10 protein-coding genes are annotated in these 15876 nt (G+C 37.1%); 9 read left to right on the top strand and 1 reads right to left on the bottom strand.

Annotation, left to right across the window (positions count from 1 at the left end):
• Positions 1–117: 117 nt before the first annotated feature.
• Both AC0VYH_RS17315 and AC0VYH_RS17310 read left to right on the top strand, forming a co-directional pair.
• Complete coding sequence (locus AC0VYH_RS17315; protein ID WP_283153774.1) at positions 118–1095, top strand: formylglycine-generating enzyme family protein; 978 nt, start codon at positions 118–120, stop codon at positions 1093–1095.
• 41 nt (positions 1096–1136) lie between these two features.
• A complete protein-coding gene (locus AC0VYH_RS17310; RefSeq protein ID WP_430241685.1) occupies positions 1137–2018 on the top strand; it encodes a LysR family transcriptional regulator in 882 nt (293 codons plus the stop codon).
• 386 nt (positions 2019–2404) lie between these two features.
• Here the strand turns inward: AC0VYH_RS17310 and AC0VYH_RS17305 are convergent, their stop codons facing one another.
• The gene (locus AC0VYH_RS17305) at positions 2405–3268 is read right to left on the bottom strand and encodes an AraC family transcriptional regulator (RefSeq protein ID WP_475372819.1); all 864 of its coding nucleotides are present in this window, start codon (positions 3266–3268) and stop codon (positions 2405–2407) included.
• A gap of 140 nt (positions 3269–3408) precedes the next feature.
• Between AC0VYH_RS17305 and AC0VYH_RS17300 the strand changes: the two genes are divergently transcribed.
• The 7 genes from AC0VYH_RS17300 (at position 3409) to AC0VYH_RS17270 (ending at position 15737) form a co-directional block, all read left to right on the top strand.
• Positions 3409–4911: a hypothetical protein gene (locus tag AC0VYH_RS17300; RefSeq protein ID WP_475372818.1), complete on the top strand. Its 1503-nt coding sequence runs from the start codon at positions 3409–3411 to the stop codon at positions 4909–4911.
• Positions 4912–5331: 420 nt separating this feature from the next.
• Positions 5332–6675: an ABC transporter substrate-binding protein gene (locus AC0VYH_RS17295; protein WP_430241679.1), complete on the top strand. Its 1344-nt coding sequence runs from the start codon at positions 5332–5334 to the stop codon at positions 6673–6675.
• Positions 6676–6755: 80 nt separating this feature from the next.
• Positions 6756–7667: a carbohydrate ABC transporter permease gene (locus AC0VYH_RS17290; RefSeq protein WP_224882545.1), complete on the top strand. Its 912-nt coding sequence runs from the start codon at positions 6756–6758 to the stop codon at positions 7665–7667.
• Positions 7667–8494 carry a carbohydrate ABC transporter permease gene (locus tag AC0VYH_RS17285; protein WP_224882546.1) on the top strand — a complete coding sequence of 276 codons (828 nt, stop codon included), beginning with the start codon at positions 7667–7669 and terminating at the stop codon, positions 8492–8494. The genes AC0VYH_RS17290 and AC0VYH_RS17285 overlap by 1 nt, the downstream gene beginning before the upstream one ends.
• 51 nt (positions 8495–8545) lie before the next feature.
• Entirely contained in the window at positions 8546–11203 is a 2658-nt protein-coding gene (locus AC0VYH_RS17280; RefSeq protein WP_475372817.1) for a family 78 glycoside hydrolase catalytic domain, read from the top strand.
• 160 nt (positions 11204–11363) lie between these two features.
• On the top strand, positions 11364–12884 hold the full coding sequence (locus tag AC0VYH_RS17275) for a sulfatase family protein (protein WP_475372816.1): 1521 nt from the start codon (positions 11364–11366) through the stop codon (positions 12882–12884).
• A gap of 141 nt (positions 12885–13025) precedes the next feature.
• Positions 13026–15737, top strand: a complete 2712-nt coding sequence (locus AC0VYH_RS17270; protein WP_430241673.1) for a glycosyl hydrolase — start codon at positions 13026–13028, stop codon at positions 15735–15737.
• Positions 15738–15876 lie beyond the last annotated feature (139 nt).

Below are 15876 nucleotides of genomic sequence, written 5' to 3'. Positions count from 1 at the left end.
AATGTAATATGGTATAACAAAATAGAATAGCCGTCATTTTTTTGTTACGTGATACAATTTTAATAATTACGATACTAATCTGTTACTACTTCTATTTGATAAGGGATGGGATAACTTATGAATGAAAAGAAACTTCATCACTCCTGCTGTACTGGAAGTCGAGCAGAAGTACAGAGTGACTTAGGAAAAGGAGAAAACGTAAAAAAACGCGAATTTTCTAAAAGAGAGCGGATTAAATTCCGTAATAAGTTGATATATATCCCGGGCGGGGAGTTTCTGATGGGGACAAATGATGAGGAAGGCTTTATATCCGATGGGGAAGGTCCTACTCGGTCTGTGAAATTATCCCCTTATTATATTGATTCTCATACAGTGACGAACGAAGAATTTGCACAGTTTGTCGAAGAAACAGGATACCGTACAGAAGCTGAAATATTCGGTTGGTCATTTGTATTCTATAAATTCCTTCCTAAAGATACTGAAATGAAAGTACAGCAGTTGCCTTCAACCCCTTGGTGGTATGCGGCGGAAGGCGCGTATTGGTTCCAGCCGGAAGGGAAGGAATCTTCTATTGAAGAGCGAATGGATCACCCGGTCATTCACGTTTCTTGGAATGATGCCATGGAATTTTGTAACTGGTCAGGAAAGCGGTTACCTACAGAAGCTGAATGGGAAATGGCAGCTCGTGGTGGGTTAGAGCAGAAGAAATTTCCATGGGGAGACGAATTGACTCCTGGTGGAAAGCATTACTGTAATATTTGGCAAGGAGAATTTCCAAAAGTTAACACAGAAGAAGACGGATTTGTCGGAACAGCTCCATCTCAGTCTTTTCCACCGAATGGGTATGGTCTATATAACACGGCAGGAAATGTATGGGAGTGGTGCTCTGACTGGTTTGCAAAAACCTCTGACTTAATTTCTATAGTGAACCCGAGAGGGCCAGTAAAAGGTGAAGCGAAAGTAATACGTGGAGGCTCGTATCTATGCCATCCATCATATTGTAATCGATACAGAGTAGCTGCACGAAGTTCCAACACGATCGACAGCTCTAGCGGAAATATGGGATTTAGGTGTGTAGTTGATGCGAATAGTTAAAGGTATCTTATTCAATAATAAGAGCTGCAGGTGAGTAACCTATGAATATAGAAAGCTTACGAATGTTTTGCCGTGTGGTAGACGAAGGAAGCATTAGTAAAGCGGCGCGATTGGGGTTCGTATCCCAACCTGCTGTTACCAGGCAAATCAGACAATTGGAAAATCAATATGGTTTGTCGCTATTCGACCGAAATAATGGGAAATTAAAGTTAACGAAGGCCGGAAAGGTACTTTATCCCTATGCCCGAGAAATCATTGAGTTAGATCATATTTCTCATGAAGCGATGCAAGAAGTCCTTGGAAATCAGGAAACAGTATTGAATGTTGGGGCCAGTTTAACAATCGGTGAATATTTGTTGCCCGGTTTATTGGGACGATTTAGCAAACTTTATCCAGATATAAAATTCAGCCTGTTGATTGGGAATACACCGTATATGTTATCCAAGTTAGACGCCAATGAAATTGATATTGCAATGGTTGAAAGTGAAGTGAAGAGTAAAGAATATAATATCCAAAAAATTGCTGATGATGAATTGGTTCTCGTGAGTTCCTTCAGGCATTCATGGAGCAAGAAGGATGTCATCAGTATTGACGACCTGGCAGGGGAAAAGATGATATGGAGGGAGAAAGATTCAGGGACGAGACTGATTGTGGAAAATGCTCTCCGAAAGAGAGGAATACTTCATAAGATCACTGATGAGATGGAACTAGGGAGTATGCAGTCCATTAAAAGTGCTGTAGAAGCTGACTTAGGTGTTAGTATTCTCCCTAGAATTACCATTCAAAAAGAATTGAAATATGGAACATTGAGAGAAATTCCGGTAAAAGATTTCACCTTGATGAGAGATTTGTGGATTGTGCAAAAGCTACATCGTTTCAAAAAAAGATCACAGTCAAATTTTGAAAAATTTATATTAAAGTAATCCATTAGTATGGGGACAAATACTAGTTAATAAGTAAAAAACTATAATCTGTTTGAAAGGAACAGAATTAGACATAGAATAAAATTCTTTGAGAAAGTACGTATCCTGGCTACTTGTTACTTTTGTTGAACCATGTAAATTTGGTTCAACCTTTTTTATTAAAAAGAGAATTTTATATTTCGACAATGTTAATTAATTCTCATAATGATTTCTATGGACATAAGTATTAATTCAATATAGAGGCAATACAACTGATATTTCTTAAGTTGTAACAAAGCTACTCAAATTAATTCCCTAAGATTGTACAGGAAAACAAGAATATTTAACGTTGAATATTAATAAAGTGGAAGGTTAAACTGAATAGCCTAAATGAAAAAACAGATATATTATTTCCAACTATTCCTAAATTTCAAAGGCGTTGTACCTACTCTTTTTTTAAATAAATTAATGTAATGGGTAACATTATCAATCCCAATTTGATACGTAATTTCATTAATGGGTAAATCAGTATACTTTAATAAATCCTTAGATTTATTTATTCTTGTTTCGATCAAATACTCAATAGGAGTAATACCTACGGAGGATTTAAATGTTTTCGCTATTTGATATTTGTTTAATTTATATCTCCTAGAAAGGTCATCTAAGGTTATTTTTTTTGAATAATTTTCTTCAAAAAACGATTGTATATCAAAAATGTATGTGGGTATTTTGGTTTCATCGTTGTAATTTGATCGTGTCTTTTCGATCATTAATAGCGTTAGAAGATTTACGATTTCCCTAGCCGTAATGATTTCAAGACTTCTAGTCTTATGCTTTTGTAAATTTATCATGGTACGAATGATATTTTGAGCTGTATTATCTTTAACCGTAGTACATACATTGTGATCTTGTGAAAAATCTAAATAATAATCCTCTACTTGACTCCCGTTAATATGAACCCAGTAAAATTCCCATAGTTCTTTACTAGTTTGATAATATTGATGATTTCTACAATCTATAAAGCATATTGTATTTGGTTCTAATAAATATTCTTCATTTTGATAGAACAGCCTCCCTTTACCGTTTCGTGTATAAATAATCAAATAGGACTCAAGGTTATGTCTCTCTGTAAAGTAAGATGAATATGCTTTAAAGTGTCCAACTTCCTGAATGTATAAATAAGAATTTACAGTATGTTTTGACGGGTTTAGTGAGAGCCTCAAAGAATCCTCCGTCCAATCAAAAGAACCATCTTCTAACCAAGCAGACAAAGTAATTCCCCCTTTTTTAAATTATGTAATATCCAAGTTAATTCCACCAAGATACTATTATTTTTTCACAATATAAGTCGATGTTATTACAAATGAAAACGCGTACAATTATGATAATTCAGATAATAAGGAGGGTAAAGATGTCTCAAGTAAATACATTAATAAAATATGATAAACCTAAAATCGGTCTCTATTCAACCGGTCTTAATGCATATTGGGAGCAGTTCCCTGGTCTAAAAAAAAGGTTGATGGGTTACGGTAAATTTCTTGAAGCTAATATGAGCGAGTGGGGTGAGATTTATAACTTCGGATTGGTTGACTCAGCAGATAAAGGAAGAGAGGCTGGAAATTATTTTAACACAAATAATGTAGATATTATATTTGTACATGCAGCCACCTATGCAACGAGTTCTATGATCCTGCCGATTCACCAACGATCGAACGCAAAAGTAATTATTCTAAGTTTACAGCCGACTGATCAATTAAATTACAAAGAAACAAATACTGAAGAATGGTTAGCTAATTGTGGAGCTTGCCCTGTTCCAGAATTCGCAAACGCTTTTAACCGTTCGGGTATTGAATACAAAGTAGTAAGTGGCTTGTTAGGCCTTGACAAGTCATCGGATATTTCTGTTGCAAACGAAGTAACAAAAAGTCATCCACAGGCAATTCGTGCTTGGAAAGAAATTAAGGACTGGATTCAGGCCGCATATGTAAAATGTGTATTAAATAATGCGAAATTTGGTTTTTTAGGCAATACCTATAATGGGATGCTTGATTTATATAGTGATTTTACCATGATTCAAGCGCAAACGGGCATTCAAGTGGATGTTTTGGAAATGTGTGACCTTAATGAAATAATGCAGAAGGTAACAGATGCAGAGATAAGACAGAAAGAAAAACAAGTGAAGGATATGTTTCTAATAAGTGAAGACTCTCCTTCAGAAAAACTAGCAAAGAAACCGACTAAGGAAGCATTGAATTGGTCATATCGTGTAGCGGCCGCTCAAGAGAAATTAGTGAATGAAAGAAAGCTAGATGGTTTAACTTATTATTACCACGGAGCACCTGCCAATGCTTATGAGAAACTGCAAAGTGGATTTATTGTAGGTAATTCTCTTCTTACTGCGCGAAATGTTCCGGCAGCTGGCGAGGGTGATCTAAAAACAAATATTGCGATGAAAATGTGTGACATTCTTGGAGTAGGTGGAAGTTTTTGTGAAGTAGTTACCACAGACTACGTACATGAAACGATTTTATTGGGACATGATGGTCCATTTCACTTGGATATATCTAATGGCAAACCTGTGCTGAGAGGTATGGGGTTGTACCATGGTAAACAAGGAAGTGGTGTTTCAGTAGAGGCTAAAGTTAAATCTGGTCCTATTACAACGCTTGGTTTGACACAAACTTGGGATGGAAAATTAAAAATGATTATCAGTGAAGGAGAAGCAACTAATGACGAGGTAATGAAAATAGGAAACACACAAACACATGTGAAATTTAATAATGATCCTGATACTTATTTTGAAAGATGGTTTGAAGAAGCTCCAACTCACCATTGTGCAATGTCAGTAGGGAAGAATGCAAGTTTATTTAAAAAAGTAGGAGATTTAATGAAAATAAAAACAGTTGTTATTTAAATTAAACTAAGATGTAATTACAATTCATAGTTTCAATAGAATGAAGTATAAGATCAAATAGGCTAGACTAGTTGCACATGAGAAATTTAGAAAGATAAGCTCACCCCATGAAAACAAACGCAAACAAAATTAATGATCTTTGTTTGTGTTGACTTAGTTGGGTTTTGAGTGTAATATAATAGCTAATAGATGTAGGAATATTACAAAAATTAAGAAAATTAATTATATTAAAGGGGGGTATGCGGTTCAACTGGAATTTTTATCTTTTAATTAGAGTGTGGGTCTAGCTGGGTATTCAACATGATCATAAGTGTTGAATAAATTGATAGCGCTTCCATAATTATTAAATCTATTTGATTTTTTGTGAAATATGTTAGGGAAAGGTTATCAATATTAAAAATTTATAAGGGGGCGATTTGAATGAAAGGTTTTAAAAGAAAATCTGTTAGAAACCTGGGACTAACTAGTTTTATTTTAGTGATGCTACTCATATTTAGTGGTTGTTCAGGATCAAATGACACTAATAACTCAGAAGTGGAAGGATCTGAAACTGGTACGTTAAGAATAGCAATAAGAGATTATTTAACTGATGAGGCTGAGAAAGTGATAGCCGCATTTGAGGAAAAGAATCCAAATATTAATGTTGAGCTCGAACCTTGGCCCACAGAAGAAGAACAATATAGACAGAAGATCACAACTAATCTTGCAGCAGATAATCTACCTGATATCATGGCAAGTTGGGGAGGAATGGTCACCTTTTTTGCAGATGCTGGAGTTACTTTGAACTTAGATGAAATGCTAGAGTCTGATTCTGAATTAAAGAAAGATTCATTTGAAGAAGCATTTTTAAATACGGGTAAGTCTTTTGGTAGCAAAACGAAAGATGAGGTACATATGCTACCGCTAGGAGCTGATGCTGTAGTTATTTTTTATAACAAAAGGTTGTTTGATGAAGCCAATGAACCTTATCCAACAAGCGACTGGGATTACGATGAGTTTATTGATGTTTCTAGAAAACTAACTAAAAAAGATGAGAGTGGTAATATAACAACTTATGGAGCAAATATTAGATATAAGTGGCTGTCTGTTTATCAACCGGTATTAAAAAACTTCGGAGGGGACCTGGTTAATGATGCAGGAGATAAGGCAGTTTTTGATAGCCCTGAAGCAATAAAGGGATGGAAAGCGCTTTTAGAACCTGCGAAGGAGGGAATATTTGTCCCTTTGTCGGTTCAAAACGATATGGGGAGCGACAATGCTCCGTTTTTAGCTGGCAAAGCAGCTATGCACACTGGAGTTAGGGCCCAGGTACCAATGGTAAGAAATAGTTTGGAAGACGATTGGGATGTTGTAGAACTACCTTATATCAACGGTGAAAAGAAAGTCGGGGCAGGGGCTGTTGGATTCTCAATATCATCTGGCACAAAAAATAAAGAAGAAGCGTGGAAATTCATGGAGTTCATTTACGATGCTGAAGGCGGCATGAAGATATTTGCAGAGAATTATTCTGTAGTTCCACCGATAAAGTCACTATATGATAGCGCGTTTTGGACTGACCTACCAGGTCCCCCTTACTCAAATGAAGTTTTTACTGACACTTTAAAGTATTCCGTTACTTCACCTCCTTTACCGGTCGAAGCGGGTGGTACATTTAAAAGTGCAATCGATGAAGCTTTAGAAACATATTTATTGAGTGAAGAAGCAAATTTAGAAAAGGTGATGAAGAGTGCTGCAGATAAAGCAACTAAGGGACTCAATAATTAGGAGAAATTTATGATGAAACTAGGTGCTGGGGAATGCTCCCAGTACCTAATATTAAAAATTGATTGAGGTGAGTGATCACAGTGAGCAGTACGTCTGAAAAATATTTTACTCATATGAAAAAAGGTTTTAAGAATAGAGATAATTGGTGGGCACTATTATTTCATCTTCCAAATCTGCTTCTTTTTTCAATTTTCACTTTTATTCCAATTGTATTTGCTATTGTCCTTTCATTTTATAATTGGAATGTAGTAGAATCGCCAACTTTTATAGGAATAGACAATTTCATTAAATTTTTTCATGATGAGAGAGCAGTTACTGGATTGAAATTAAACATTCTACTCATTTTATATTCAGTACCAACTGCCGTTATTATTAGTTTTTTAATGGCAGTCTTGATTAATCGTAAGATGGTGGGAGTAAATATATTAAAGACTATGTATTTTTTTCCTATTATCATATCCTTGGTTTCTTCAGCGGTTATTTGGAAATGGATTTATTCGAAAAACTTTGGGATTTTAAATTACTTCTTAAATTTGTTCGGCATTCCTTCTGTTGATTGGTTAGGGGATGATCGTACAGCATTAATAGCTGTAGCAATCGTTATCATATGGAAACATATTCCTGCTACACTTATCATTTATATGGCAGCTTTACAGAGCGTACCCAAGCATTTATACGAAGCAGCCTCTTTAGATGGTGCTAGTTCATGGAAGAAAATGATTTATATAACTTGGCCAATGGTTTCAAATGCGACATTAATTTTATTTATATTAAATATGATTTGGACGTTTTTTGGATCGTTTGATGCAATTTCGGTATTAACCCAGGGCGGTCCATATGGTTCTACGAATATTCTTATTTATTACTTGTATGAAAAAGCATTTGTTGAGCTTCAGTTAGGATATGCATCTGCTCTTGGTACAGTTTTAATTGTCATCTCGCTCATAATAACATGGGTGCAATTTTCATTGAATAAAAGAGGTGAAGGATAATGAACTTAGAGTGGATAAAAAAGAAGATCGTCGTTTTATTAGCATGGCTGTTAGGTTTTGCTATGTTCTTCCCTTTTATATGGTTATTCATTACTTCGATTAAACCTTCGGAAGAAGTGTATCTTTTCCCACCAGAGTTTATTCCTTCTACTATAGAATGGGTTAATTACTTGTTGGCTTGGGATGAATTAGGACTACAGACTTTTATTAATAGTACTATATTTACTAGTGCGGTTTTAATTGGACAAGCCATTATGTGTTTATTGTCCGGCTTTGCATTAGCAAAAATACCATCAAAGGGTCAAAAAGTATTTTTTATTCTACTTTTGATTTCCATGATGGTACCTAATCATGTTAGTCTCGTTCCGACTTTTGTGATTATTAAGAATTTGGATTGGATTAATACTTATCAAGGCCTCATTATTCCTATGATGGCGCAAACTGGTTTTGGAACGTTTTTATTTAGACAGTTTTTAGCTGAAATTCCTGATGAGATGGTTGAGTCAGCAAAAATGGATGGTGCGAATTGGTTTAGAATTTTTATTTCAATTTTTCTCCCTTTAAGTAAACCTATCGTAGCTACCTTCTCTTGTCTAACTTTTCTAACTGCCTGGAATATGTATCTATGGCCACTAGTTTTAACACAAGATACAGATCTTTGGGTACTTACATTAAAACTAGCAGAAATGGGTTCAGAATATTCTTCTGCACCGTGGAACGTTTTGATGGCTGCAAACTTATTAGCTGCTTTACCGGTAATTATTATTTTCTTATCTGCTCAACGCTTCTTTGTTGAAAGTTTAGCGTCAACTGGTATGAAAAACTAATGATTATTAAATTCAAAAAACATTTACTTAATGAGTCTGGAGAGAGAATAGATGGATTATAAAGTAGAAAGTCTGAGGTGTGAGTACAGAAAAAATCCAATCGGCTTAGACGTGAAACGACCAAGGATTAGTTGGAAAATAAGTTCCAATTATAGAGGTGTTGTTCAAGTAGCATACCAAATTCAAGTTGCTGTAAATGATCGGAATCTTTCGTCAGTCTTTTGGGATTCAGGAAAAGTAGAATCCGATCAATCAGTTCATATTTTGTATAAGGGGCCTGATTTGTCATCTCGTACAAGATATTACTATCGTGTCAGAGTTTGGTGCAATGATTCGAAAGTATCTGAGTGGAGTGATGTGAACTTTTGGGAAATGGGGTTTTTGGACAAAAGTGAATGGTCAGGGAGTTGGATAACAGGAGAGTTCTTTCCTAAATCCACCAATATCGATTCGTGTCTCATGCTTCGTAAGACATTCACTTTTAATAAGAAGGTTAGAAAAGCGAGGTTGTATGCATCTGCTCTAGGTTTATATGAAATCCATCTTAATGGACAGAGGGTAGGTGATTGGCTTTTTACCCCTGGATGGACTTCTTACAATAAGAGGCTACAATATCAAACATATGATGTTACTGAGTTATTGAATAATGAAGTGAATGCTATAGGGGCCCATATTGGAAATGGATGGTATAAAGGTAACCTAGCCTTTCAAGATCAGCGAAATATATATGGTCAAGAATTAGCACTATTATGCCAGTTACATATTATTTTTGAGGATGGCACTGAAGATATAGTTGTAACGGATGAGCATTGGAAAGTCGCTACTGGACCGGTATTAATGTCAGAGATTTACCACGGGGAAACCTATGATGCACGGTTAGAGAGGGAGGGATGGACCCAGTCAGATTATCTAGACTCAGATTGGGCAGGAGTAAAGGTCATCGACCATTCGAAGGACGTACTGATAGCTCAAGAAAATATGCCTACACGTGTCATAGAAGAATTAAATCCAGCTTCCATTATAAGAACACCTTCGGGGGAAACGGTGTTAGATATAGGGCAAAATATGGTAGGGTGGATTCACTTTAAGGTGAATGGAGTACGTGGGAAAAAAATCACACTACAACATGCAGAAGTACTTGATAAAGAGGGGAATTTTTATGTTGGTAATTTAAGGGCGGCGAAACAAACTATAAACTATGTGTTAAAAGGTGGCGGGGAAGAGGAATACGAGCCTTATTTTTCTTTCTATGGCTTTCGCTATGTGAAAATAGAAGGATGGCCAGGAGAATTTGATCTGAATGATTTTACTGCTAAAGTGATTCATTCAGATAATCAAATTACAGGAACATTCGTTTGTTCAGATCATATGATCAATCAATTGCAACAAAATATTGTATGGAGTCAGAAAGGCAATTTTCTTGATGTTCCAACCGATTGTCCTCAAAGAGATGAAAGACTAGGTTGGACTGGGGATGCTCATGTTTTTATGCGAACAGCTTCTTTCAACATGAATACAGCTTTATTTTTCACGAAGTGGCTGCGAGATCTAAAGGCTGACCAATTACCAAATGGAGGGGTGCCTCATGTCATACCACATGTACTTCGTGATGAAGACCATTCTTCATCAGCCTGGGGGGACGCAGCAGTTATAGGCCCCTGGACACTCTATGTCTGTTATGGAGATAAACGAATACTAGAGGAACAATATGAAAGTATGAAGGATTGGATAGAGTATATACGAAATCAAGGAGAGAACGAGTATCTTTGGAATACTGGTTTCCATTTCGGTGATTGGCTTGGTTTAGATGCGAAAGAGGATAGTTATGAAGGTGCAACTCCTAAGGATTTGATAGCAACAGCATTTTACGCTTATTCAACACACTTGCTTGGAGAAGTAGCTCGCCTATTAAATTACAATGGAGATGCAGAAAAGTACGTACTTCTTCATCATAATATTCTTGACCATTTCCGCAATGAGTTCACCACTTCAAACGGTAGTTTAATAGCCAATACTCAAACTGCGCATGTATTGGCTCTAATGTTTGACCTCCTGCAAATAGAAGATCGTCCAAAAGTAGCGGACGCATTAGCTAATTTAATAATAGAAAACAATATTCATTTAACAACTGGGTTTGTCGGAACGCCATATATATGTCACGTATTGTCACGTTTTGGATACAGTGATCTAGCTTATAAATTAGTGTTTCAAAAAGATTATCCCTCATGGCTTTATTCAATAAATAAAGGAGCTACGACAATTTGGGAACATTGGGATGGCATCAAAGAGGATGGTTCTTTTTGGAGTGATGATATGAATTCGTTTAATCACTATGCTTATGGAGCGGTAGGAGACTGGTTATATCGTTCAGTTGCTGGTATAGATACAACAATAAGTCAACCTGGCTACAAACATATTAATATAAGCCCTAGTTTTGAAAAAGAGTTAAGTTGGGTTAAAGCTAGCTACGAAAGTATGTATGGCACAATTCGATCGGAATGGAAAAAGCTTTCAAAGGGTATGGAGATCAGTTTGGCTATACCCCCTAATACAAAGGCAACGGTCATATTGAAGGGGATAAGTAATAGAGAAATAATAGAGAGAGATGACTCGGTTATAATTGATATGGAAGGTTTGTTGGATTGGAATTTTGACGAGGGAAATATCACATTACAATTAGGATCAGGTGAATATAATTTTATTATTTAAATATAAAGTTCAATAAGATATTTCTATGTAACTTTTTTAGTTCAAACATAACTCTTTTAAGATCTATAATATCTCAAAAAATATACAATTACAGTCTGAAAGATAAGTGAAATAATCTATTAGAAGTGTTCGTTTTACTATTGTAAAGGGGTTGATAGACTTGAAGCCAAATATTATATTTTTAATGACTGACCAACAAAGATGGGATTGTATAGGAAGATACAATAAACATATTCATACTCCAAATATTGATCGATTAGCTGATGATGGAATTGTATACAGCCAAGCGACATGCCAAGCGCCAATGTGTGTCCCAAGCCGCTATTCCATGATGTATGGTTTATATCCGTCACAACTAGGCGTGCGAACTAACTATGATGGTATTACAGATGAAAAGGCTTTACCTGCAGACCCTCTTCCGGAGCTCATGCGAAAAGCAGGTTACCAGACCGCAGGATTTGGTAAGACTCATTGGAATCATAATACAGATGAAATTGAGGAACCATCCACACGGGGATTCGAGCATCGCGCAGTCGGGTTGACTCGATCGAATGGTCACTACGAACAAGGTGCTGTCATGATGGGGGAAACGCATCCGGAGCGGATGCAAGCCTACACGGATGAAACCAAAGATTATGGAGCGGGAGAAGAGAATTCAAATGGGTATATCGGCCGCACCAGCGAAATTCCAATGAACTATCATCGCGATGGGTGGGTAGCTGAAAAATGTTTGCAATTTATTGAAGAAGACAGGATAGATACAGAAAGACCATTGTTTTTGTATTTGTCGTTTTTGAAACCACATGCAGGTTTTAATGTTCCTAAAGAATTTGAGGATCTTTATAGCCTTGAATCCATCCCTGACATAGAGCAGCCACCCTGGGATATGGAAGCGGATACGCATCTCTCATCAACGGATGCTCTGAACCCTGAAAGTCTTGAGGATTATCATGAGAAGCGAGATGTATGGGAGGCAATGAGCCCACTAGAACGCCGGCGCACAACGTTGAGATATTGGGCAAATTGTTCATGGCTGGATCATTATTTCGGTCAGGTTTTAGAAAGTTTGCGGGAGCATGGTGCGCTAGACAATGCTTTGATCGTATTCTGTTCGGATCATGGGGAGATGTTGGGTGAACGACGTTTCCGTTTTTCGAAATATTGCTTATATGAAAGCAGTGTACGTGTTCCGCTTATTCTATCAGGTTCTTTTATTCATCAAAACAAACGTGGAATCACAGATGATAGGCCAGCCGAGTTGACAGATTTCGTACCTACGTTATCTACCGTTGCAGGCTTGAAACGGAATCCGATGCTTCCTGGTCTTAACTTACTGGATGATCAGTTACGGAAGGGTTCGTTTTGTGAATTTCATGGTAAAGGAGTACCGGTTCATGCTGCTCCAGCATATATGTGGAGAACAAGTGAATGGAAACTGATTCTTTATTTAGAAGGTGCAATTGGGGATGCTGGAGAGGCTTCCCATGAAATTCAAGGGGAACTTTATCATATAGTAAAAGATCCTAGAGAGTTTGTTAATTTATATTCAAATGATGAATTTGCCAGAATCCGAGAACAATTGAAGACAGAACTGTTAATGCACTTGGCAGTTGTTTGGGCAAAATCTCCAGCTTTTAACAGTCTGAGAGGAAAAGTGGGGTTAGAACCGTTGCAAAGTTAAATCAATTACTGGATCTAATGTCTGAATATTCAGATAAAGAAAATATATTATGTGCTAATAGATTTAAACTGATCTTTATATTAACGAATTTTTTAGCAAGTTATAACTTTGGGGTTTTACAACGTAGGAGGGAGTAGGTATATGGAAGATTATATAGAATTGAAAGAGCAGTTCACCTCAACTTCTCCGCCGAGTAGTCTTTTTCCATTGCTATGGTTGCATGGCGACCCACGAGAGGATGCATCTTCAATTCGTCAAGAAATTGCTGCCATGGATGAAGGTGGGTGTGGAGGATTTATTATTGAATCACGTCCGCATCGTGATTATTTGGGAGATGGTTGGTGGAGAGATCTTGACATTTGCATAGATGAAGCGAAGAAAAGAGGTATGAAGGTCTGGATATTTGATGAAGAATATTATCCATCAGGTATTGCAGGTGGTAAAGTGCTCCAGAGTATGCCTGAGGCTCGAATGAAAGTGCTCGTTAAAGAGTCTATATATTGGAGTGCTTTGGAAGACGAATTTGACAAAAATAACTTTAATGATTGGGAAATGATATTTAAATATATGTGTGTACCTTACGATACAAAAGGTGTTCTCCAATGGAGTTTGGGTATACGTTTTAATGAAATAGAGGATTTATTGTCATGGCAGTCCTCGGAGGTAAATGAACCGTCATCTTGGATGATCCATGTAATAGGTATAAAACCATCGTGGAGCGGTCGAATGTATGATAAAATGGTCGATTACCTTGATCCAAATGTTACCGATTGTTTTATTAATTTAACATATGAGAAAACAAAGGAACGTTACGGTCATATTTTTGGTGATATTATCCAAGGATTCTTTGGCGATGAGACAAGCTTTGAAAATTTTGCTTCCTATGATGTTTTATTTGGTGAAGATACCCCTTGTATGCCTTGGACACGATCTATGCGTGAGGCGTTTTACAAAAATAAAGGATATGACTTATTCGATGAAATTGAGTGGCTGTGGTACGAGCATACTGACGGTCGTGCTGCTAGGGTGCGTTTCGACTTTATGGATACGATTACCCAACTATTCTCTCAGAATTTTTTTGCAAGAATCCAATCTTGGTGCCATACAGAAGGAGTAAGTTTTATTGGGCATGTAGTTGAAGATAACCAAGCTCACATGCACCATGGGTATGGAGTTGGGCATTACTTTCGTGCAACTCGCCACTTTGATATGGGTGGCTATGATTTCGTACTGCGTCAAGTTGATTCAGAGCAAAAGTTGGAGCCTTACGAAGAAAATTACCCTCAATTTTCTCACTATCGAGAAGCCTCAAATCCTGATTTTTTTCATTACACACTGGGTAAGCTGGCACAATCTCAGGCCCATCTTGAAATAGGAACCGATTTGGTTATGTGTGAGAATTTTGGAGCTTATGGTTGGGACCTTGGTCTTCGGGAGATGAAATGGTTGACAGATTGGATGACCGTACGCGGTACAAATTGGTATGTTCCGCATGCATTTTCTCCTATCTTTCCGGATGTAGATTGTCCACCACATTTTTATGCAGGCGGTAATAACCCGCAGTGGAAATTTTTTAGAAAATGGGCCGACTATGCTAACAGATCTTGCCTTATGCTAAAGCGTTCAGAGCACGTATCAAAGATCGCTGTATTGTATCCGGCTGAGTCTCATTGGGCTGGTGATGAAACTTTGCTTGATAAGGTTACTAAGGAACTAATGAAAGATCAATATGATTTTGACATCCTTTCAATGGATTTATTAATGAATCATGATCGGTGTCGTCTTGTAGAAGGTAAGTTATGTATTGCTCAGCATCAGTTTTCATGTGTTATTTTGCCTGGAATAGAAACTCTGCCAGTAGAGGTCCTCGAAAGACTTCTGCAATTTCGCGATTCTGGGGGACTTCTCCTTCAGGTAGAGTGCGGAGTAAAGAAAGACTGTAGGGGAAATCATCCTCTGATAAATTCATTAATTTTATCTTTAACCGAGAAGGAAGTACCTGTTAGTTTATGCAATTTGACTGATATTCTTGATCACTATCCATACTTGAGAAGCTTGCAATTGAAGAATGAATTCCCTGAACTTCGTTTTTGCCACTATCAAGGGAGGGAACTTGATATCTTCTTTGTCAATAATGAGAGCTTACAATCAGTATTTGAGGATACGGTTATTTTTAGCGCTTCCGGAACGCCAGAAATATGGGATGCGATGAGCGGTACAGTCATTAAATTGCCTGTTTACCATCATGTCGGTGAGAAAACGTTTATTTCGATGAGATTAGCTCCTTATGAGGGAGTATTTATTGTATTCCGTCCGAATGGTCTTGACGATCGCGACGTGCCGATAGGTAATATTAAATATGATGATTTTATAACTACAGATGATCGAGATAACCTAGTACATGCATCTGAAGAGTACGCTCTTCCCCTAACTGACTGGAAAAGCACTCATATCACCAGCCCTATCTCATCCTTAGACGATGGTAACGCCCTTCCGCATCCTGGAAACTGGATTACGCAAGAAGGATTCGAATCTTTTTGTGGTACGATATCTTATGAATGTGAATTTATGATGAATAGCGTATTGGTGGAAAGGATTTATAATGGTCATGCAAGCATAGATCTTGGTGAAGTTCATGAAACGGCTAAAATGAGAATCAACGACCATAAGTTGTCTATAAAGATATGCCCTCCGTATGTTTGGAAGGTGCCAAAAAATGTATTGCAGGAAGGGAAAAACATACTAATAGTCGAGGTAACGAATACGCTTGGAGCTGCAGTTAATAGTGATTTTAATCGAATCCATCCAGCTCCTGCTGGTTTGATGGGTCCTGCTAAGTTGGTGATTTACTAGACACAATAATGGCTGAAGACCCCCATGCCTTTTAACACAGTTCTTTTAAATGAGGTTGTACGACAAACAGCATTGGTTAGTAAAACATTTGGATAATTTTGGTATATTAATAGAATAGAAGTGAGTTTCCCCTAAATTA

This window comes from Anaerobacillus sp. QJM3NY_32 (assembly GCF_056173645.1).
The sequence above is the reverse complement of the archived record's forward strand: the minus strand, read 5'-3'. Positions and strand labels throughout refer to the sequence as shown.

What these genes read in the sequence shown, in the direction of transcription:
- AC0VYH_RS17295 (WP_430241679.1), top strand. Translation starts at nt 5,332, where the DNA reads ATGAAAGGTTTTAAAAGAAAATCTGTTAGAAACCTGGGACTAACTAGT.
- AC0VYH_RS17280 (WP_475372817.1), top strand. Translation starts at nt 8,546, where the DNA reads ATGGATTATAAAGTAGAAAGTCTGAGGTGTGAGTACAGAAAAAATCCA.
- AC0VYH_RS17310 (WP_430241685.1), top strand. Translation starts at nt 1,137, where the DNA reads ATGAATATAGAAAGCTTACGAATGTTTTGCCGTGTGGTAGACGAAGGA.
- AC0VYH_RS17285 (WP_224882546.1), top strand. Translation starts at nt 7,667, where the DNA reads ATGAACTTAGAGTGGATAAAAAAGAAGATCGTCGTTTTATTAGCATGG.
- AC0VYH_RS17270 (WP_430241673.1), top strand. Translation starts at nt 13,026, where the DNA reads ATGGAAGATTATATAGAATTGAAAGAGCAGTTCACCTCAACTTCTCCG.
- AC0VYH_RS17300 (WP_475372818.1), top strand. Translation starts at nt 3,409, where the DNA reads ATGTCTCAAGTAAATACATTAATAAAATATGATAAACCTAAAATCGGT.
- AC0VYH_RS17315 (WP_283153774.1), top strand. Translation starts at nt 118, where the DNA reads ATGAATGAAAAGAAACTTCATCACTCCTGCTGTACTGGAAGTCGAGCA.